General features: G+C 67.7%; 16 protein-coding genes. 12 read left to right on the top strand and 4 right to left on the bottom strand.

Going from position 1 to position 19914, the window contains the following annotated elements; translation table 11 throughout:
- Positions 1-2: 2 nt before the first annotated feature.
- The 4 genes from P2L57_RS36705 to P2L57_RS36720 all read right to left on the bottom strand — a co-directional run bounded on the left by P2L57_RS36705 (position 3) and on the right by P2L57_RS36720 (position 4050).
- Positions 3-803 carry a succinate dehydrogenase/fumarate reductase iron-sulfur subunit gene (locus tag P2L57_RS36705; protein WP_275822299.1) on the bottom strand — a complete coding sequence of 267 codons (801 nt, stop codon included), beginning with the start codon at positions 801-803 and terminating at the stop codon, positions 3-5.
- Positions 800-2770: a fumarate reductase/succinate dehydrogenase flavoprotein subunit gene (locus P2L57_RS36710; RefSeq protein ID WP_275822301.1), complete on the bottom strand. Its 1971-nt coding sequence runs from the start codon at positions 2768-2770 to the stop codon at positions 800-802. The genes P2L57_RS36705 and P2L57_RS36710 overlap by 4 nt, the downstream gene beginning before the upstream one ends.
- Before the next feature lie 34 nt (positions 2771-2804).
- Positions 2805-3641, bottom strand: coding sequence for a succinate dehydrogenase subunit SdhC (sdhC, locus tag P2L57_RS36715; protein WP_275822303.1), 837 nt, complete (start codon positions 3639-3641; stop codon positions 2805-2807).
- A gap of 103 nt (positions 3642-3744) precedes the next feature.
- Complete coding sequence (locus tag P2L57_RS36720) at positions 3745-4050, bottom strand: Rv0250c family protein (protein ID WP_275822304.1); 306 nt, start codon at positions 4048-4050, stop codon at positions 3745-3747.
- Positions 4051-4311: 261 nt separating this feature from the next.
- Between P2L57_RS36720 and P2L57_RS36725 the strand changes: the two genes are divergently transcribed.
- From P2L57_RS36725 to P2L57_RS36780, 12 genes are all read left to right on the top strand, one after another.
- Positions 4312-6189, top strand: a complete 1878-nt coding sequence (locus P2L57_RS36725; protein ID WP_275822306.1) for an ABC transporter family substrate-binding protein — start codon at positions 4312-4314, stop codon at positions 6187-6189.
- A 141-nt stretch (positions 6190-6330) separates the two neighbouring features.
- The gene (gene typA, locus P2L57_RS36730) at positions 6331-8196 is read left to right on the top strand and encodes a translational GTPase TypA (RefSeq protein ID WP_275822308.1); all 1866 of its coding nucleotides are present in this window, start codon (positions 6331-6333) and stop codon (positions 8194-8196) included.
- A 767-nt stretch (positions 8197-8963) separates the two neighbouring features.
- On the top strand, positions 8964-10586 hold the full coding sequence (locus tag P2L57_RS36735; RefSeq protein ID WP_275822310.1) for a peptide ABC transporter substrate-binding protein: 1623 nt from the start codon (positions 8964-8966) through the stop codon (positions 10584-10586).
- A 121-nt stretch (positions 10587-10707) separates the two neighbouring features.
- Positions 10708-11631: an ABC transporter permease gene (locus P2L57_RS36740; protein ID WP_275822312.1), complete on the top strand. Its 924-nt coding sequence runs from the start codon at positions 10708-10710 to the stop codon at positions 11629-11631.
- The gene (locus P2L57_RS36745; protein WP_275822314.1) at positions 11624-12559 is read left to right on the top strand and encodes an ABC transporter permease; all 936 of its coding nucleotides are present in this window, start codon (positions 11624-11626) and stop codon (positions 12557-12559) included. The genes P2L57_RS36740 and P2L57_RS36745 overlap by 8 nt, the downstream gene beginning before the upstream one ends.
- Positions 12560-12573: 14 nt before the next feature.
- A complete protein-coding gene (locus P2L57_RS36750) occupies positions 12574-13599 on the top strand; it encodes an ABC transporter ATP-binding protein (protein WP_275822316.1) in 1026 nt (341 codons plus the stop codon).
- A complete protein-coding gene (locus P2L57_RS36755) occupies positions 13592-14620 on the top strand; it encodes an ABC transporter ATP-binding protein (RefSeq protein WP_275822318.1) in 1029 nt (342 codons plus the stop codon). The genes P2L57_RS36750 and P2L57_RS36755 overlap by 8 nt, the downstream gene beginning before the upstream one ends.
- 232 nt (positions 14621-14852) lie before the next feature.
- Complete coding sequence (locus P2L57_RS36760) at positions 14853-16478, top strand: peptide ABC transporter substrate-binding protein (RefSeq protein ID WP_275822320.1); 1626 nt, start codon at positions 14853-14855, stop codon at positions 16476-16478.
- A 20-nt stretch (positions 16479-16498) separates the two neighbouring features.
- Positions 16499-17422 (top strand): ABC transporter permease, encoded by a 924-nt coding sequence (locus P2L57_RS36765; protein WP_275822322.1) that lies wholly within the window; start codon positions 16499-16501, stop codon positions 17420-17422.
- A complete protein-coding gene (locus P2L57_RS36770) occupies positions 17415-18392 on the top strand; it encodes an ABC transporter permease (RefSeq protein WP_275822324.1) in 978 nt (325 codons plus the stop codon). Before P2L57_RS36765 ends, P2L57_RS36770 begins: the two co-directional genes overlap by 8 nt.
- A 20-nt stretch (positions 18393-18412) precedes the next feature.
- Positions 18413-19384 (top strand): ABC transporter ATP-binding protein, encoded by a 972-nt coding sequence (locus tag P2L57_RS36775; protein WP_275822329.1) that lies wholly within the window; start codon positions 18413-18415, stop codon positions 19382-19384.
- The coding region (locus P2L57_RS36780) for an ATP-binding cassette domain-containing protein (protein WP_275822325.1) at positions 19377-19914 on the top strand (538 nt) is incomplete at its 3' end. The genes P2L57_RS36775 and P2L57_RS36780, both read left to right, overlap by 8 nt.

The following is a 19914-nucleotide window of genomic DNA, read 5'->3' on the forward strand; positions in this document are numbered from 1 at the left end:
CGTCAGCGGCGGCGGATCCGGTTCCCCAACCAGACCAGTGGATCGTACTTGCGGTCCACTGCCCGTTCCTTCAGCGGAATCAGCGCATTGTCCGTGATCTTGATGTTCTCCGGGCACACTTCCGTGCAGCACTTGGTGATGTTGCAGTAGCCGAGCCCGTGCTCGTCCTGCGCCGCGGACTTGCGGTCCAGGCCCGCCTCTTCGGCCGCGTCCAGCGGATGCATGTCCAGTTCGGCGATCCGCATCAGAAATCGCGGCCCGGCGAACGCGGCCTTGTTCTCCTCATGATCCCGCACCACATGGCAGGTGTTCTGGCACAGGAAGCACTCGATGCACTTGCGGAACTCCTGGGAGCGCCCCACGTCCTCCTGCCGCATCCGGTACTCGCCGAGGCCGACACCGGGCGGCGGAACGAACGACGGGATTTCCCTGGCCTTGGTGTAGTTGAACGACACATCGGTCACCAGGTCCCGTACCACCGGGAAGGCCCGCATCGGGGTCACGGTCACCGTCTCGTCGGGTGCGAACACCGACATCCTCGTCATACACATCAGACGCGGCTGTCCGTTGATCTCCGCGCTACACGAACCGCATTTGCCCGCCTTGCAGTTCCAGCGCACCGCCAGATCGTGAGCCTGGGTGGCCTGCAGCCGGTGGATGATGTCGAGGACCACCTCGCCCTCGTTCACCTCCACCTCGAAGTCCTTCAACTCCCCGCCGTCCGCATCGCCGCGCCACACCTTGAAACGACCGATGTACGCGGCGGATCCGTCGGCCGCCTTCGGGGCAGGCGCAGCGCTCATGTGCCGAGCTCCTCGTCCGTCAGGTACTTGAGCAACTCGTCCTTCTCGAAAAGGGCGAGCAGGTCGCCGCGGATCGGCGGCATGTCGCGTCGGGACAGTCTGATCTGGCCGGCCGAGGGATCGACCGCCGCCAGTTCGCCGCTGCGGTCGGCGAGTTCGCAGACCAGATTGGTCTTCCGCCACCGCCGGTCCATCTCCGGATAGTCGTCGCGGGTGTGGCCGCCGCGGCTTTCGGTGCGCTCCAGCGCGGCTCGCGCCACGCACTCGCTGACCAGCAGCATGTTGCGCAGGTCGATCGCCAGATGCCAGCCGGGATTGAACTGGCGGTGGCCTTCGACCCCGGCGCTCCGGGAGCGTTCCCGCAAGGATCCGAGGCGGTGCAGGGCCTCCGACATCTCACCGGCCCGCCGGATGATGCCGACCAGGTCGTTCATGGTCTGCTGCAGTTCCTGGTGGAGCGCGTACGGGTTCTCCGCGGGCACCCCGGGCGCCCCCGGCTCGCCGCCCTCGACGCTGAACGGGCGCAGCGCCTCGGCGGCCGCGGTGTCCACCTGCTCGGCGGAGACCCGGGGGCGGTCGTCGTCCAGCTCGGCCGCGTACTCGGCGGCGTGCAGTCCGGCCCGCCGTCCGAACACCAGCAGGTCGGACAGCGAGTTGCCGCCGAGCCGGTTCGAGCCGTGCATACCTCCCGCCACCTCGCCCGCCGCGAACAGCCCGGGGACCCCGGTGGCGGCCGCGCTGTCCGGGTCCACGTCGACGCCGCCCATCACGTAGTGGCAGGTCGGGCCGACCTCCATGGGCTCCGCGGTGATGTCGACATCCGCCAGCTCCTTGAACTGGTGGTGCATGGACGGCAGCCGCCGCTTGATCTCCTCGGCGGGCAGCCGGGTCGACACATCGAGGAACACCCCGCCGTGCGGGGAGCCGCGACCGGCCTTGACCTCGGAGTTGATGGCGCGGGCGACCTCGTCGCGGGGCAGCAGCTCGGGTGGCCTGCGGTGGTTCTCCGGGTCGGCGTACCAGCCGTCCGCCTCCTCCTCGCTCTGCGCGTACTTCTCCTTGAAGACATCGGGGATGTAGTCGAACATGAAGCGCTTGCCGTCGCTGTTGCGCAGCACACCGCCGTCACCGCGCACCGATTCGGTGACCAGGATCCCCTTGACGGACGGCGGCCAGACCATGCCCGTCGGATGGAACTGCACGAACTCCATGTTGATCAGCGGCGCCCCGGCCAGCAGCGCCAGCGCATGCCCGTCCCCGGTGTACTCCCAGGAGTTGGAGGTCACCTTGAAGGACTTACCGATGCCACCGGTGGCCAGTACGACGGCGGGCGCCTCGATGACGAAGAAGCGCCCGGACTCCCGTACGTAGCCGAAGACCCCGGCTACCCGCCCTCCTCGCCCGCCTTCGGCGCGGAAGGTCTCCTCGTCCTTCAACACCCGGGTGACGGTGCACTCCTGGAAGACCCGCAGCCGGTCCTCGTAGTCGCCGCACCGTGCGTGGTCCTCCTGCTGGAGGGAGACGATCTTCTGCTGCAGGGTGCGAATCAGCTCCAAGCCGGTACGGTCGCCGACATGGGCCAGCCGGGCGTACTCATGGCCGCCGAAGTTGCGCTGGGAGATCCGGCCGTCCTTCGTACGGTCGAACAGCGCGCCCCAGGTCTCCAACTCCCATACCCGGTCCGGCGCTTCCTTCGCGTGCAGCTCGGCCATCCGCCAGTGGTTGAGGAACTTCCCGCCCCGCATGGTGTCCCGGAAGTGGACCTGCCAGTTGTCATGCGGATTGGCGTTGCCCATGCTGGCGGCGATTCCGCCCTCGGCCATCACCGTGTGCGCCTTGCCGAACAGTGACTTGCAGATCACGGCGGTGCGCAGCCCCTGCTCCCGGGCCTCGATCGCGGCCCGCAGCCCCGCTCCGCCCGCGCCGACCACCACAACGTCATAGGTGTGCCGCTCGACTCGCGTCATGTGCTGCCGCATCCCCTTCGCTGGTTTTCGGCTACTAGAAGAACGTCGGATCGGCGAAGGCGCCGCTGGCGACCAGGTACACGTACAGATCGGCGACCGCGACCATCACCAACGAGCCCCAGGCCAAGGCCATGTGGTGCGCGGTCAGCCGACCCACCCACCCCCACATCCGGTAGCGCACCGGGTGCTTGGAGAAGTTCTTCAGCCGCCCGCCGATGATGTGCCGACAGGAGTGGCAGGACAGGGTGTAGACCCAGATCAGCGCGACGTTGACCAGCAACACGACGGTGCCCAGGCCCATATGGCCCCAGTGCCCGGCCGCGTCCCGGAAGCCGAGCGCGGCGTCGTAGGTCAGGATCACCGCGAAGACCAGCGCGAAGTAGAAGAAGTAGCGGTGGACGTTCTGCAGGATCAGCGGGAAGCGCGTCTCCCCGGTGTACTTCCCGTGCGGCTCGGCCACGGCGCACGCGGGCGGTGCGGCCCAGAACCCCCGGTAGTACGCCTTGCGGTAGTAGTAGCAGGTCAGCCGGAACCCCAGCGGAAAGATCAGCACCAGAAGCGCGGGCGACAGCCCCCACCACGGACCGAAGATCTGCAGGTCCGCGCCACCCCTCATGTTCACGCAGTCGGTCGCGATGCAGGGGGAGTAGTACGGGGAGATGTACGGCGCGGCGTAGTAGTCGGCGTTGGCGAACGCCCGCCACGTCGAGTAGACGACGAACACCGTCAACACGGTGGCGGTGACGGCGGGCGCCAGCCACCAGCGGTCGGTACGCAGATGCCGCGCGGCGATCGCGGCGCGCCCGGGGGCGTGGACGCCGCCGGAGGGTTCTGCTGGTCGTGCGGGCCCTGGGGTCTCGGTCGTGGCCAACGGGTCGCCTCCGGCGAGGTTGGTGGCTTACCGGGTTCGCCTGCGCGTCCGCCTGCGGCGCGCCGCGTGAGTGCGGTGCGCCCGCGGCTTGCCGTGCGCGGCGCTACGGTGCGTGGTGGTCGCGGACACCCAGGCCTTCGTCCTCGGCGTCCTTCCAGAGATTGGGGTCGTACGGGGCGTCCGGGACGGTGATCATCCGCTGGGCCTCCTTCGACTGCCCGGTCGACTCGGCCCCGCCGCGGGGAGCGCTCTCCCGCAGCAGCGCCAGGTCCTCCCGCAGATGGTTGGCGTCGGCCCGGACGCGGCGCATGTCGACGCTGGACCCGACGTGCTGCTCCAGCGTGGTGAGGCAGCGGTCGAGGTCGTCGAGACGCCGCTGGGTGGCAGTGAGCTCGTCCTGCAGGGACATGGCCAGCACCTCCGTTGCGCGTTCGCGCGCGTTACCCCAGAAAGTGTTGCGCGTCACAGGCGCACTTGTGAAGACGGTATCCGCTCTGTGGGGGTCTTGCGTTTTCCCGCCGCGGGTGGCAGGCGATCGGCTAGGCCGGACGGGTGACCTTGGCGGTGCGCGGCGCCGTGTCGGACCGGCTCTCCCGCCGCCATCGCCTTGAGTAGGTGCGATAAGCGACAAACGAGATAAGTGCTCGGGAGTCCCCCGGAGGTACCCACGATGCCCCGCACCGCCATCGGAACCATCGCCCTGGTCGCCGTGGCGAGCGCCGCGGCGGCGGGATGCTCGGCGTCCTCCGGCGGGGACACCGCGCCCGCCGTCGACGTGGCATCTGCCGCCCGTTCCGCCGTGCGGGACGGCGGCACGCTGCGGTGGGCGGTCGATGACATCCCGCGCACGCTCAACACGTTCCAGTCCGCCGCCGACCCGCAGACCGCGCGGATCGCGGGCGCCGTACTGCCCGCGCTGTTCACCGTCGACGGCCGGGGCCGTCCGCAGCGCGATCCGGACTTCCTGGAGTCGGCCACGGTCGTGAGCAAGTCGCCGCAGGTCGTGGAGTACAAGCTCAACCCCAAGGCGGTCTGGAGCGACGGCCGGCCGATCTCCGCCGATGACTTCGCCGCCCAGTGGAAGGCGCTGAGCGGTACCACCCCTGCCTACTGGAGCGCGCACAACGACGGCTACGACCGGATCTCCGACGTGCAGCGCGGGCCGGACGCCCATCAGATCAAGGTCACCTTCAGCCGTCCGCTGGCCACCTGGCAGTCCCTGTTCACCCCGCTGTATCCGCAGGCGGTCACCAGCAGCCCGGACGCGTTCAACGACGGCAGCCGCTCCGCGCTCCCGGCCACCGCGGGCCCCTTCTCGCTCCAGGAGGTGGACGCCAGGGCCGGGACGGCGACGCTGGTGCGCAACCCCACGTGGTGGGGTGACCCGGCCAAACTGGACCGGCTGGTGTTCACCGCGATGCCCAGCTCCCGACGGGCCGCCGCCCTGGCGAGCGGCAGCGTCGACGTGGCCGAGGTCAGCCCGTCCGAGAAGTCCGCGGTGTCCCGGGACCGGCGGCTCGCGGTGCACCGCGCCCCGGACGCGGTGTACACCCAGCTCGCGCTGAACGGCGGCAGCGGTCCGCTGGCCGATGAGCGGGTGCGGCACGCGGTGGCCCGCGCGATCGACCGGAAGGCCATCGCCCAGCTCGTACTGCGTCCGGCCGGGCTGCCCGCCGTACCGCTGGGCAACCACCTGGTGATGGCCTCGCAGGACGGCTACCAGGACAACAGCTCGGCGATCGGCGGCACCGACGTGAAGTCCGCCCAGGCCCTGCTGGCGGACGCCGGATGGCAGCCGGGCAAGTCGGCCAGCCCGCAGAACGCCGCGGCCCCGGGCCCCGCTCATGCCCATCCCGGCCACACCCACACCAACGCCCACCGGGGCCACCCCCATCCGGCCACCCATGCTCCGGACGCCGGCGCCAGTGGCCCGGACGCCGGCGCGAGTGCACCGGACCCCAGTGCGAGCGAGCCGCTCGCCGCGGCCGGGGCGGGCGAGACCGTGGAGCCCGCCGCCCTCCGTACCGACAGGTCAGGCCATCCGCTGACCCTGCAGTTCGTGCTCCCCGAGCACGACGCCACGCTCGGCACGGTCGGCGACCACATCGCGCACATGCTGGCCCGAATCGGCGTACGCACCCAGATGACCCGGGTCGCCGACAACAGCTTCTTCCAGGACCACATCGCGTCCGGCGACTTCGACCTCGCCCTGTACTCCTGGCCGGGCAGCGCCTACCCGGCGACCGATGCCCGACCTGTCTACGCCAAGCCGGTCCCGGGCGCCGACGGCTCGCTCCTCGTCCAGCAGAACTACGCACGGGTGGGCACCGACCTGATCGACAAGCTGCTGGACCAGGCGGGATCCGAGCTCAACCCCGGCAAGGCGGGCGATCTGACCAAACGGGCCGACGCCAGGATCTGGGCCGCGGCCGGATCCATCCCGCTCTACCAGCGTCCGCAGGTTGTGGCGCAGAACACCCAGGTCGTCAATGTCGGCGCGTTCGGCTTCCAGACCCCCCGCTACCAGGACATCGGCTTCCGCCGCTGAACGCCCGCGCCACCGCCCGGGCCGCCGCTTTCGCCCGAGCCCCGTACCATAGAGGTAAGGCCGTGGCGTGATGTTGCCCGGCGGGTGCGCGTACCGGAGGGTACGCGCCGCCATCCACGAATCCGGGAGAAGCGCCGCAGTATGCCCACGCGCCACGACATCCGTAACGTCGCCATCGTCGCCCACGTCGACCACGGCAAGACGACCCTCGTCGACGCCATGCTCAAGCAGGCCGGTGCCTTCGCCGCCCACCAGCACGTGGATGACCGCGTGATGGACTCCAACGACCTGGAGCGTGAGAAGGGCATCACGATCCTGGCGAAGAACACCGCGGTGAAGTACCACCCCAAGGGTGGCGGCGACCCCATCACCATCAACATCATCGACACCCCCGGCCACGCCGACTTCGGTGGTGAGGTCGAGCGCGGTCTGTCGATGGTCGACGCCGTCGTGCTGCTCGTCGACGCCTCCGAGGGCCCGCTGCCGCAGACCCGCTTCGTGCTGCGCAAGGCGCTGCAGGCGCGGCTGCCCGTCATCTTGTGCATCAACAAGACGGACCGCCCGGACTCCCGGATCGACGAGGTCGTCAACGAGACCTACGACCTGTTCCTGGACCTGGACGCGGACGAGGACCAGATCGAGTTCCCGATCGTCTACGCGTGCGCCCGGGACGGCATCGCCTCGCTGACCAAGCCGGAGAACGGGACCGTTCCCGCCGACAGCGACAGCCTGGAGCCGTTCTTCTCCACGCTGCTGGAGCACGTTCCGGCCCCGTCGTACGACGACGAGGCCCCGCTGCAGGCGCATGTCACCAACCTGGACGCGGACAACTTCCTCGGCCGTATAGCGCTGCTCCGGGTCGAGCAGGGCTACCTGAAGAAGGGCCAGACGGTCGCGTGGATCAAGCGCGACGGTTCGATGCAGAACGTCCGCATCACCGAGCTGCTGATGACCGAGGCGCTCGCCCGCAAGCCCGCCGAGCTGGCCGGTCCCGGTGACATCTGCGCGGTGGCCGGTATCCCGGACATCATGATCGGCGAGACGCTGGCCGACCCGGAGAACCCGATCGCGCTGCCGCTGATCACGGTGGACGAGCCGGCGATCTCCATGACCATCGGCACCAACACCTCGCCGCTGGTCGGCAAGGGCGGCAAGGGCCACAAGGTCACCGCCCGTCTGGTCAAGGACCGGCTGGACCGCGAGCTGATCGGTAACGTCTCGCTGCGCGTGCTGCCGACCGAGCGCCCGGACGCCTGGGAGGTCCAGGGCCGTGGCGAGCTGGCGCTGGCGATCCTGGTGGAGACGATGCGCCGGGAGGGCTTCGAACTCACCGTCGGCAAGCCGCAGGTGGTCACCAAGGAGATCGACGGCAAGGTGCACGAGCCGGTCGAGCGGATGACCATCGACTGCCCCGAGGAGTACCTCGGCGCGATCACCCAGCTGATGGCGACACGCAAGGGCCGTATGGAGACGATGACCAACCACGGGTCCGGCTGGGTCCGTATGGAGTTCGTCGTTCCGTCGCGCGGTCTCATCGGCTTCCGTACCGAGTTCCTGACCGACACCCGTGGCACCGGTATCGCGCACAGCATCTTCGAGGGCCACGAGCCGTGGTTCGGCGAGCTGCGCACCCGTAACAACGGCTCGCTGGTCGCGGACCGCTCGGGCCCGGTCACCGCGTTCGCGATGACCAACCTGCAGGAGCGCGGCGTGCTCTTCATCGAGCCGGGCACCGAGGTGTACGAGGGCATGATCGTCGGCGAGAACTCGCGCTCCGACGACATGGACGTGAACATCACCAAGGAGAAGAAGCTCACCAACATGCGGTCCTCGACCGCCGATGTGACGGAGTCGCTGGTTCCGCCGCGCAAGCTGTCGCTTGAGCAGTCGCTGGAGTTCTGCCGCGAGGACGAGTGCATCGAGGTGACGCCGGAGACGGTGCGCATCCGCAAGGTCGTCCTGGACCAGAAGGAGCGCGGCCGCGCCGCCTCCCGCGCCAAGCGCTGACGCTGCCGCTGGGCTGAGGGGATTCGGGGGGCGCCCCCGAGTCCCCTGCGGCTTGGCCGCGTCTGGGGTGGGGGAGATTTACGGGGGGTGCCCCCCGAGCCCCCGCCGCTGGGTTGGGGGCGTTCGGGGCGCCGAGCCCCCTGCGGCCGGGCCGCGTCTGGGGTGGGGGAGATTTTCCGGGGGTGTCCCCCCCGAGCCCCCTGCCGCTGGGTTGGGGATTCCGGGGCGCCGGGTGCCCCGCCGCTGGGTTGGGGGAGTTCGGGTGGCCCGAGTGCCTTGTCGTTGGGCTGGGGGATTTGCGTTTGTCTCTCTGGAGTCCCCCTGGCTGGGGGATTTCCGGGGGTGTCCCCCGGGTTCTCCCTGAGTGGCGGTGTGGGGAGTTCGTATAGCGGACGGTCCGTTGGAGTCAATTGACTCCGGCGGGCCGTTTTTGCTTGGGCAATTCGATCAACGAACTGTCCGTATACCGAACGGGCGTGCCCGGAAGCTGTGTGAACAGTCCGTTTCGCGGGTGTCTGTCTATGTTCCAAATGTCCGTGATTGTGGCCCTGTTAATGCCAGGTGTGATCAAAGCGAAACCATTTACATGTTGGTGCTAGGCCCAACATGTCCGATAGTTGGACGCATTGAGCTCGGGTCAATGGGTCACGCGCTGATGGGGAGCGCCGACTCACGAGCATGGAGAGCCGCCTTCTGCTGTCAGGGGTGTCAGCGGAGGACCGGCCCTCCTTTCACGTAGGACTGTGAACTCCTGAGGAGGCATACCCATGCGCGGAGCCAAGAGCGCCACCATGGTCATCGGGGCGATAGCGATCGCCCTGACCGCCACCGCCTGTGGCGGCGGCAGCAGCAGCAACGGCGCAGAGGATGGCGTGGTCCGCGCCTGGTGGGGTGACCCGCAGAACCCGTTGGAGCCCGCCAACACCAATGAGGTGAACGGCGGCAAGGTGCTGGACATGATCTTCAGCGACCTGAAGGAGTACGACCCCAAGAACTCCCAGGCCTACCTGGCTTCGGCCGATTCGATCACCTCGACCGACCAGCAGACCTTCACCATCAAGGTGAAGCCGGGCCTGAAGTTCTCCGACGGCACCCCGGTGACCGCCAGTTCCTTCGTGGACGCCTGGAACTACGGCGCGCTGCTGACCAACACGCAGAAGAACGCGTCCTTCTTCTCCAACATCGACGGCTTCAGCCAGGTCCACCCGGACAAGGGCCAGCCGACCGCGAAGACCATGTCCGGCCTGAAGGTCGTCGACAACCTCACCTTCACGGTCAAGCTCACCCAGAAGTTCTCCGCCTGGCCGGACAGCCTCGGCTACAAGGCGTTCGCGCCGCTGCCGAAGTCGTTCTTCACCGACCACGCCAAGTGGATCGCCCAGCCGGTCGGCGACGGCCCGTACAAGGTCGTGTCGTACACCAAGGGCCAGAGCATGAAGCTCGTCCCGAACCCGTACTACGTCGGTCAGCAGAAGCCGAAGAACAAGGGCGTCCTGCTGAAGGTCTACACCGACGAGAACACCGCGTACGCGGACCTGCAGGCCGGTCAGCTGGACGTGCTCGACTCCATCCCGGCCTCCGACATCCCGCACGTCAAGGGCGACATGGGCGGGCGCTACCTGAACCTGCCGGCCGGTATCAACCAGGCCCTCTCCTTCCCGCTGAACCAGAAGACCTGGGGCGCGTCGGGCATGGAGAAGGTCCGCCAGGGCATCTCGATGGCGATCGACCGCGACTCGATCACCAAGAAGATCTTCCAGGGCACCCGTAGCCCCGCGACCGACTTCACCGCGCCGGTGCTCGGCACCGCGGGCGGCTACAGCACCGACATCTGCGGTGACGTCTGCAAGTACAACCCGACGAAGGCCAAGGAGCTCATCAAGGAGGGCGGCGGCATCCCGGGTGGCAAGTTCACCATCTCGTACAACGCCGACACCGGCTCCCACAAGACCTGGGTCGACGCGGTCTGCAACAGCGTCAACAACGCGCTGGGCACCCAGGCGTGCGTCGGCAACCCGGTGGGCACCTTCGCGGACTTCCGCAACCAGATCACCACGAAGCAGATGATCAACCCGTTCCGTGCCGGTTGGCAGATGGACTACCCGCTGATCGACGACTTCCTGGCGCCGCTGTGGGGCACCAACGCCAGCTCGAACGACTCGCAGTACACCAACCCGGACTTCGACAAGCTGATCAGCCAGGCCGAGGCCGAGCCGGACAAGGCCAAGTCGGTGGCGCTGTACCAGCAGGCGGAGAAGCTGCTCGTCAAGGACATGCCGTCCATTCCGCTGTGGTCCCAGAACGGTGGCGTGGCCTGGTCCGACCGGGTCTCGGACGTGACCGAGAACCCGTTCAGCTACCCGGTCTTCTACAACATCACCGTCAAGTGATCTAGCAGCGCCGCCTCAACCCGGGCGGCGCACGGGGGAATCGACAGCAACCGCACGCGGTGCACGCGGCAGCCGGGCCCACAAGGCCCCGGCTGCCGCGTGCCCGATCCCTGGAGGGCAGATGGGGCGCTACGTCATCCGGCGACTGCTCCAGATGGTTCCGGTCTTCATCGGGACCACACTTTTGATCTTCGTCATGGTCTATGCGCTCGGCGACCCGGTGGCCGCCATGTTCGGCGACAGAGCGCCGGATCCGGCGACAGCGGCCCAGATCCGCCACAACCTCTACCTCGACCACCCGTTGTGGCAGCAGTACCTGCACTACATGCAGGGCATCTTCAGCGGCGACTTCGGCACCGCGTTCGACGGCCAGCCGGTCACCCAACTCATGAGCAGCGCCTTCCCGGTGACGCTTCGGCTCACCCTGGTGGCGTTCGCCATCGAGGGCATCATCGGCATCGCGCTCGGTCTGCTGGCCGGTATGCGCCGCGGACGGTTCGCCGACACCGGCGTGCTGGGCTTCACGCTGCTGATGATCTCCATCCCGGTCTTCGTCACCGGCTACCTACTGCAGTACTTCGTCGCCGTGAAGTGGCAGTTGGCCAACCCGGCGGTCGCCGACGGCGCTCCGTTCGGCGATCTGATCCTGCCCGGCATCGTGCTGGCGGGCGTCTCGCTGGCGTACGTGGCCCGACTGACCCGTACCTCGGTGGCCGAGAACGCCCGCGCCGACTACATCCGCACCGCGGTCGCCAAGGGCATGCCGCGCCGCCGGGTCATCTCGGCGCACCTGCTGCGCAACTCCCTCATCCCCGTGGTCACCTTCCTCGGTACCGACATCGGCAACCTGATGGCGGGCGCCGTCGTCACCGAGCGGATCTTCAACGTCAAGGGCGTCGGCTTCCAGCTGTACCAGGGGATCCTGCGGCAGAACCCGCCGACCGTGGTCGGCTTCGTCACCATCCTGGTGCTGGTCTTCCTCGCCGCCAACCTGCTCGTCGACCTGCTGTACGCGGTCCTGGACCCGAGGATCCGGTATGCCTGAGACCACCAACTCCCCGGTCGCGGACCAGGTTCCGACTCCCGTCGAGGCGGTCGCCGCCGCGGCGGCGCCGGAGCAGCGCGACGCGCCGCGCAGCCTGTGGAACGACGCCTGGCACGACCTGCGCCGCAAGCCGGTCTTCTACATCTCCTCGCTGCTGATCCTCTTCCTGATCGCGATCTCGCTCTGGCCGAGCCTGATCACCAGCACCAGCCCGTACGCGTGCGACCTGGGCAAGTCCCAGATGGGGCCGGCCAACGGGCACCCGTTCGGCTTCGACACCCAAGGCTGCGACGTCTACGCCCGTACCGTCTACGGGGCTCGCGCCTCGGTCGCGGTCGGTATCTTCACCACCCTCGGCGCCACGATCCTCGGCTCCGTGCTCGGCGGCCTCGCCGGGTTCTACGGCGGCTGGTGGGACGCGATCCTCTCCCGGATCAGCGACATCTTCTTCGGCATCCCGATCCTGCTCGGCGGCGTGGTCTTCCTCTCGGTGATCAAGGGCGGTTCGATCACCACCGTCGTCACCTTCATGGTGCTGCTGGGCTGGCCGCAGATCGCCCGTATCGCCCGTGGTGCGGTGATCACCGCCAAGCAGCAGGACTACGTACAGGCCGCGCGCGCCCTCGGCGCCAGCAGCAGCCGGATGCTGCTGCGCCACATCGCGCCCAACGCGCTCGCGCCGGTGATCGTGGTGGCGACCATCGCGCTCGGTACGTACATCTCGCTGGAGGCGACGCTCTCGTTCCTCGGCGTCGGCCTGAAGCCGCCGACGGTCTCCTGGGGCATCGACATCTCCCAGGCGTCCACGATGATCCGGAACGCTCCCCACATGCTGCTGTGGCCCGCGGGGGCGCTGAGCGTCACGGTGCTCGCGTTCATCATGCTCGGCGACGCGGTGCGCGACGCCCTCGACCCGAAGCTGCGCTGAGGAGGCGTCGTCTCATGACCATTCTGGAGAAAACCGGTCCCGAGGCGGCCGACGCCGCTACGGCGCCGCTGCTCGAAGTCCGCGACCTGCATGTGGAGTTCCACACCAGGGACGGCGTCGCCAAGGCCGTCAACGGTGTCAACTACTCGGTGAACGCGGGCGAGACGCTCGCCGTGCTCGGCGAGTCGGGCTCCGGCAAGTCGGTGACCGCGCAGGCGATCATGGGCATCCTCGACATGCCGCCCGGCCGGATCCCGCAGGGCGAGATCTTCTTCCGCGGCCAGGACATGCTCAAGATGTCCGCCGAGGAGCGCCGGAAGATCCGTGGCCAGAAGATCGCGATGATCTTCCAGGACGCGCTGTCCGCGCTCAACCCCGTGCTGAGCGTGGGCTACCAGCTCGGTGAGATGTTCCGTGTGCACCAGGGCATGTCCAAGAAGGACGCCAAGGTCAAGGCCATCGAACTGATGGACCGGGTCCGCATTCCGGCGGCGAAGGAACGGGTCGGGGACTATCCGCACCAGTTCTCCGGCGGTATGCGGCAGCGCATCATGATCGCGATGGCGATGGCCCTGGAGCCGGACCTGATCATCGCGGACGAGCCCACCACCGCGCTGGACGTCACGGTGCAGGCCCAGGTGATGGACCTGCTCGCCGAGTTGCAGCGCGAGATGAACATGGGCCTGATCCTGATCACCCATGACCTCGGTGTGGTCGCGGACGTGGCCGACAAGATCGCGGTGATGTACGCGGGCCGGATCGTGGAGACCGCTCCGGTGCACGAGATCTACAAGGCCCCGGCCCACCCGTACACCAAAGGGCTGCTGGAGTCGATCCCGCGCCTGGACCTCAAGGGCCAGGAGCTGTACGCGATCAAGGGCCTGCCGCCCAACCTGCTGCGCATTCCCTCCGGTTGCGCGTTCAACCCGCGCTGCCCGGCGGCCAAGGACGTCTGCCGTACGGACGTTCCGCCGCTGGCGGCCGTGAGCGACACGCGGGCCAGCGCCTGCCACTTCTGGAAGGAGACCCTCGATGGCTGAGGCCATTCTGGAGGTGCGGGACCTGGTCAAGCACTTCCCGCTGACGCAGGGGATCGTCGTCAAGAAGCAGATCGGGGCGGTCAAGGCCGTCGACGGCATCAGCTTCGACCTGTACCGCGGTGAGACGCTCGGCATCGTGGGCGAGTCCGGCTGCGGCAAGTCGACGGTCGCCAAGCTGCTGATGAACCTGGAGCGGGCCACTTCCGGCCAGGTGCTCTACAAGGGTGAGGACATCACCCGGCTGTCGGGGCGGGCGCTGAAGGCGGTGCGGCGGAACATCCAGATGGTGTTCCAGGATCCGTACACGTCGTTGAACCCGCGGATGACGGTGGGCGACATCATCGGTGAGCCGTTCGAGATCCATCCTGAGGTGGCTCCGAAGGGGGACCGCCGCAAGAAGGTCCAGGAGCTGCTGGATGTCGTCGGGTTGAACCCGGAGTACATCAACCGGTATCCGCACCAGTTCTCCGGCGGTCAGCGGCAACGCATCGGTATCGCCCGGGGGTTGGCGCTCAACCCGGAGATCATCATCTGCGACGAGCCGGTCTCGGCGCTGGACGTGTCGGTGCAGGCGCAGGTCATCAACCTGATGGGCAGGCTCCAGAAGGAGTTCGACCTGTCGTACATGTTCATCGCGCACGACCTGTCCATCGTCCGGCACATCTCCGACCGCGTCGGTGTGATGTACCTGGGCAAGATGGTGGAGATCGGCGACGACGAGCAGATCTACGAGCACCCCACCCACCCGTACACCCAGGCGCTGCTGTCCGCCGTGCCGGTCCCGGACCCGGAGTCCCGCGAGCACCGCGAGCGGATCATCCTGACCGGCGATGTGCCGTCCCCGGCCAACCCGCCGTCCGGCTGCCGGTTCCGTACCCGCTGCTGGAAGGCGCAGGACAAGTGCGCGACCGAGGCGCCGCTGCTGGCGGTGCCGGAGCGGTTCAAGGGCGTCGATTCGCCCGCCGCGCACGAGAGCGCCTGCCACTTCGCGGAGGAGAAGGACGTGGTCGGCGCGGCGTGAGCCACGCCTTAAGCGAATGAGGGCGCTCCCCGGACGGGGGGCGCCCTCATCGCCGTTCCGGGCCGCGGCGCCGTACGGACGGTGTGGCGGTGGCCGGACACCGCGACGACTCCCGCATACGAGGGGTTTCTGTCGCGATCTCCGCGTGTACGACTGCCAGAAAGGCGCGGAAGATCACCCATTGGGTGTTATTTGGGGCTACGTGTGACATGAGCCCCGAGGAGGCCACCCGATGTCCGGATCCGCACGCCTGAAGTGGGCCGTCTGTGCGTCAGCCATCGCGCTGACGGCCACCGCTTGCGGTGGTGGCGGTGGCGGTGGCGGCGGGGCGAACGGCATCGTGCGTGCCTCCTGGGGTGATCCGCAGCATCCGCTGGAACCCGCCAACACCAATGAGGTGCAGGGCGGCAAGGTCCTGGACATGGTCTTCCGCGGGTTGAAGAAGTACGACCCGAAGACCGGCGCCGCGCAGAACTGGATCGCCGACTCCATCAGCACGTCGGACCAGCAGAACTTCACGGTGAAGCTCAAGCCGGGATGGAAGTTCTCCAACGGTGAGCCGGTTACAGCGCATTCGTTCGTGGACGCCTGGAACTACGGGGCGCTGGTCACCAACAAGCAGCTGAACTCCAGCTTCTTCAGCTACATCGACGGATACGGCCAGGTCCACCCCGGTTCCGGCAATCCGACCGCGCAGGCCATGTCGGGACTGGTGGTCAAGGACGACCAGACCTTCACCGTCAAACTCAGCCAGAAGTTCTCCACCTGGCCGGACACCCTCGGCTACTCGGCGTTCTATCCACTGCCCAGGACCTTCTTCACCGACCACGCGGGCTGGCTGCAAAAACCGGTCGGCGACGGCCCGTACGCAATCGACTCGTACACCAAGGGCTCCATCATGCGGCTGCGCAAATGGGATGGGTACACCGGTGACGACAAGGCCAAGAACGGCGGTGTCGACCTCCGCGTCTACACCGACAGCAACACCGCGTACACCGATCTGCAGGCCGGGAACATCGACCTGGTCGACGACATTCCGGCCACCCAACTGCGCAATGTCAAAAGGGATCTGGGGCCGCGCTACATCAACCAGCCGGCCGGCATCATCCAGACCATCGCCTTCCCGATGTACGACCCGCGCTGGAACGGCACGAGCATGCAGAAGGTGCGGCAGGGCATCTCCATGGCCATCGACCGTGCCTCGATCACCAGCAAGATCTTCCTGAACACCCGCACCCCGGCCACCGACTGGACCTCGCCGGTCCTCGGCGACAAGGGCGGCTACAAGGCGGGACTGTGCGGGGGCGTGTGCACCTACAGCCCCAGCCAGGCCAAGAAGCTGATCCAGGAAGGCGGCGGCCTGCCCGGCGGCCAGATGAAGATCGGCTACAACGCCGACACCGGCTCGCACAAGGAATGGGTCGACGCGGTCTGCAACAGCATCAACAACTCCCTCGGCAACGACAGGGCGTGCGTGGGCGCTCCGGTGGGTACGTTCGCGGACTTCCGCAACCAGATCACCAGCAAGTCGGAGACCAACCCGTTCCGCGCGGGATGGCAGATGGACTACCCGCTGATCCAGGACTTCCTGCAGCCGCTGTACTACACAGGCGGCTCCTCGAACGACTCGCACTGGTCCAACGCCGACTTCGACAAGCTGGTCGACCAGGCCAACGCCGAATCCGACAGCGCGAAGGCGGTCGGCGACTTCCAGGACGCGGAGAAGATCCTCGCCCAGCAGGTGCCCGCCATTCCGCTGTGGTACCAGAACGGCAACGCGGGCTACTCCTCCAACATCTCGAACGTGGCCCTCAACCAGTTCAGCGTCCCGGTCTACAACGACATCACCGTCGGCTGAATCACTTTGGGAAAGGCTCCATGGGACGCTATGTGATCCGGCGGCTGCTGCAGATGATCCCGGTCTTCGTCGGCAGCACCTTCCTGATCTTCGTCATGGTGTACGCACTGGGCGATCCGGTCGCCGCGCTGTTCGGCGACCGCGCCCCCGACCCGGCGACCGCGGCGCAGATCCGCCGGGACCTCTATCTCGATCACCCGCTGTGGCAGCAGTACACGCACTACATGGCGCAGATCTTCCAGGGGAACTTCGGCACGGCCTTCACCGGCCAACCGGTGCTCCAACTCATGGGCTCCGCCTGGCCGCTCACCATTCGGCTCACCATCGTGGCGGTCATCGTCGAGGGGGTCATCGGCATCATCCTCGGCATCATCAGCGGAATGCGCCGGGGTCGGTCGGTGGACACCGGGGTGCTGGTGCTGACGCTGATCGTGGTGTCGATCCCGACCTTCGTCAGCGGATATGTGCTGCAGTTCCTGTTCGGCGTCAAGTGGGGGGTGGTCAATCCATCGGTCTCCGCCGCTGCGCCGTTCAACGAGCTGATCCTGCCGGGTGTCGTCCTGGCGCTGGTCTCACTGGCGTACGTCACCCGGCTGACCCGGACCTCCATCGCGGAGAACACCCGCGCCGACTATGTACGCACCGCCGTCGCCAAGGGGCTGCCGCGCCGTCGGGTGATCCTTCGGCATCTGCTGCGCAACTCGCTGATCCCCGTGGTCACCTTCATCGGCACCGATGTCGGCGCCCTGATGGGCGGTGCCATCGTCACCGAGCGGATCTTCAACATCCATGGTGTCGGCTACCAGCTCTACCAGGGGATCCTGCGGCAGAACTCCCCTACGGTGGTCGGCTTCGTCACCATCTTGGTGATCGTCTTCCTGGTGGCGAACCTGCTCGTCGACCTGCTCTACGCGGTCCTGGACCCGAGGATCCGGTATGCCTGAGCCGCTCACTCCACCGAACGGACGGACCGCGTCCGAGGCCATCGGCAACGCCGGTGCGGGCGGCACCATGGACTTCGCGGCGAGCGAGGCGGTGTCCATCGGCCTGGCCACCGCGCCCACCGCGCGGGCGCGCAGTCTGTGGTCCGACGCCTGGCACGATCTGCGCCGCAACCCGGTCTTCATCGTCTCCGCGCTGCTCATCGTCTTCCTGGTGGTCATCGCCATCTGGCCGCAACTGATCGCCACCGGCAATCCGCTCGCCTGCGACATCAACAAGTCGCTACTGGGCCCGGCGCCCGGCCACCCCTTCGGCTTCGACACCCAGGGCTGCGACGTCTACACGCGGACCGTCTACGGAGCCCGCGCATCGGTGACCGTCGGCGTCTGCGCCACCGCCGGGGCCGCACTGCTGGGCGGTGTCCTCGGCGGGTTCGCCGGATTCTTCGGCGGCTGGTGGGATGCGCTGCTCTCCCGGGTCAGCGACATCTTCTTCGGCATTCCGATCATCCTCGGCGGCCTGGTCTTCCTCTCCGTGGTCACCAACGCCACGGTCTGGCCGGTGGTCGGCTTCATCGTGCTGCTGGGCTGGCCGCAGATCGCCCGTATCGCGCGCGGTGCGGTGATCACCGCGAAGCAGAATGACTACGTACAGGCGGCGAGAGCGCTCGGCGCGGGCCCCATCCGCATGCTGCTGCGCCACATCGCGCCCAACGCGGTCGCACCGGTGATCGTGGTGGCGACCATCGCGCTCGGTACGTACATCTCGCTGGAGGCCACGCTCTCGTTCCTGGGGGTGGGGCTCAAGCCGCCCACCGTCTCGTGGGGGATCGACATCTCCTCGGCCTCCACCCAGATCCGCAACGCGCCGCACATGCTGCTGTGGCCGGCCGCCGCGCTGAGCGTCACGGTGCTCGCGTTCATCATGCTCGGCGACGCGGTGCGCGACGCCCTCGACCCCAAGCTGCGCTGAGGAGCCGTCCGTTGGACACGTTGCTGGACGTGCGCGACCTGCACGTCGAATTCCGCACCCGGGACGGAGTGGCCAAGGCCGTCAACGGTGTCAACTACTCGGTGAACGCGGGCGAGACGCTCGCGGTGCTGGGTGAGTCGGGTTCGGGGAAGTCGGTGACCGCGCAGGCGATCATGGGCATCCTCGATTCGCCGCCCGGTCACATCACCCAGGGCAAGATCTTCTTCCAGGGTGCCGATCTGCTCTCGCTGCATCGCGAGGCGCGCCGCCAGGTGCGCGGCGCCAAGATGGCGATGATCTTCCAGGACGCGTTGTCCGCGCTCAACCCCGTGCTGAGCGTGGGGGACCAACTCGGTGAGATGTACGTGGTGCACCGCGGTATGTCCCGCAAGGACGCCAGAGCGCGGGCGGTCGAGCTGATGGACCGGGTCCGCATTCCGGCGGCGAAGGAACGGGTCGGGGACTATCCGCACCAGTTCTCCGGCGGTATGCGGCAGCGCATCATGATCGCGATGGCGATGGCCCTGGAGCCGGATCTGATCATCGCGGACGAGCCCACCACCGCGCTGGACGTCACGGTGCAGGCCCAGGTGATGGAGCTGCTGGCGGAGTTGCAGCGGGAGATGCGGATGGGCCTGATCCTGATCACCCATGACCTCGGTGTGGTCGCGGACGTGGCCGACCGGATCGCGGTGATGTACGCGGGCCGGATCGTGGAGACCGCTCCGGTGCACGAGATCTACAAGGCCCCGGCCCACCCGTACACCAAAGGGCTGTTGGAGTCGATTCCACGTCTGGACCTCAAGGGCAAGGAGCTGTACGCGATCAAGGGCCTGCCGCCCAGTTTGATCAACATTCCCCCGGGTTGCGCGTTCAACCCGCGCTGCCCGATGGCCCAGGAGGTCTGCCGCACCGATGTGCCACCGCTGTACAAGGTGAGCCAGACCCGCGCCAGCGCCTGCCACTTCTGGAAGGAGTGCCTGGGTGACTAGCCAGCGACGCGAGGCCATTCTCGAAGTGCGCGGCCTCGTCAAGTACTTCCCGCTCACACGGGGCATTCTCGTCAAGAAGCAGATCGGTGCGATCAAGGCCGTCGACGGCGTGGACTTCGACCTCTACCAGGGCGAGACCCTCGGCATCGTGGGCGAGTCCGGTTGCGGTAAGTCGACGGTCGCCAAGCTGCTGATGCGCCTGGAGCAGCCGACCGCGGGCCGGATCCTGTACAAGGGTGAGGACATCACCCGGCTGTCGGGGCGGGCGCTGAAGGCGGTGCGGCGGAACATCCAGATGGTGTTCCAGGATCCGTACACGTCGTTGAACCCGCGGATGACGGTGGGCGACATCATCGGTGAGCCGTTCGAGATCCATCCTGAGGTGGCTCCGAAGGGGGACCGTCGCAAGAAGGTCCAGGAGCTGCTGGATGTCGTCGGGTTGAACCCGGAGTACATCAACCGGTATCCGCACCAGTTCTCCGGCGGTCAGCGGCAACGCATCGGTATCGCCCGGGGGTTGGCGCTCAACC

This window comes from Streptantibioticus ferralitis, from assembly GCF_029223525.1.
Lineage (GTDB): Bacteria > Actinomycetota > Actinomycetes > Streptomycetales > Streptomycetaceae > Streptantibioticus_A > Streptantibioticus_A ferralitis.

What these genes read in the sequence shown, in the direction of transcription:
- P2L57_RS36725 (WP_275822306.1), top strand. Translation starts at nt 4,312, where the DNA reads ATGCCCCGCACCGCCATCGGAACCATCGCCCTGGTCGCCGTGGCGAGC.
- P2L57_RS36760 (WP_275822320.1), top strand. Translation starts at nt 14,853, where the DNA reads ATGTCCGGATCCGCACGCCTGAAGTGGGCCGTCTGTGCGTCAGCCATC.
- P2L57_RS36710 (WP_275822301.1), bottom strand. Translation starts at nt 2,770, where the DNA reads ATGACGCGAGTCGAGCGGCACACCTATGACGTTGTGGTGGTCGGCGCG.
- P2L57_RS36755 (WP_275822318.1), top strand. Translation starts at nt 13,592, where the DNA reads ATGGCTGAGGCCATTCTGGAGGTGCGGGACCTGGTCAAGCACTTCCCG.
- P2L57_RS36740 (WP_275822312.1), top strand. Translation starts at nt 10,708, where the DNA reads ATGGGGCGCTACGTCATCCGGCGACTGCTCCAGATGGTTCCGGTCTTC.
- P2L57_RS36745 (WP_275822314.1), top strand. Translation starts at nt 11,624, where the DNA reads ATGCCTGAGACCACCAACTCCCCGGTCGCGGACCAGGTTCCGACTCCC.
- P2L57_RS36750 (WP_275822316.1), top strand. Translation starts at nt 12,574, where the DNA reads ATGACCATTCTGGAGAAAACCGGTCCCGAGGCGGCCGACGCCGCTACG.
- P2L57_RS36705 (WP_275822299.1), bottom strand. Translation starts at nt 803, where the DNA reads ATGAGCGCTGCGCCTGCCCCGAAGGCGGCCGACGGATCCGCCGCGTAC.
- typA (WP_275822308.1), top strand. Translation starts at nt 6,331, where the DNA reads ATGCCCACGCGCCACGACATCCGTAACGTCGCCATCGTCGCCCACGTC.
- P2L57_RS36735 (WP_275822310.1), top strand. Translation starts at nt 8,964, where the DNA reads ATGCGCGGAGCCAAGAGCGCCACCATGGTCATCGGGGCGATAGCGATC.
- P2L57_RS36765 (WP_275822322.1), top strand. Translation starts at nt 16,499, where the DNA reads ATGGGACGCTATGTGATCCGGCGGCTGCTGCAGATGATCCCGGTCTTC.
- P2L57_RS36770 (WP_275822324.1), top strand. Translation starts at nt 17,415, where the DNA reads ATGCCTGAGCCGCTCACTCCACCGAACGGACGGACCGCGTCCGAGGCC.
- P2L57_RS36720 (WP_275822304.1), bottom strand. Translation starts at nt 4,050, where the DNA reads ATGTCCCTGCAGGACGAGCTCACTGCCACCCAGCGGCGTCTCGACGAC.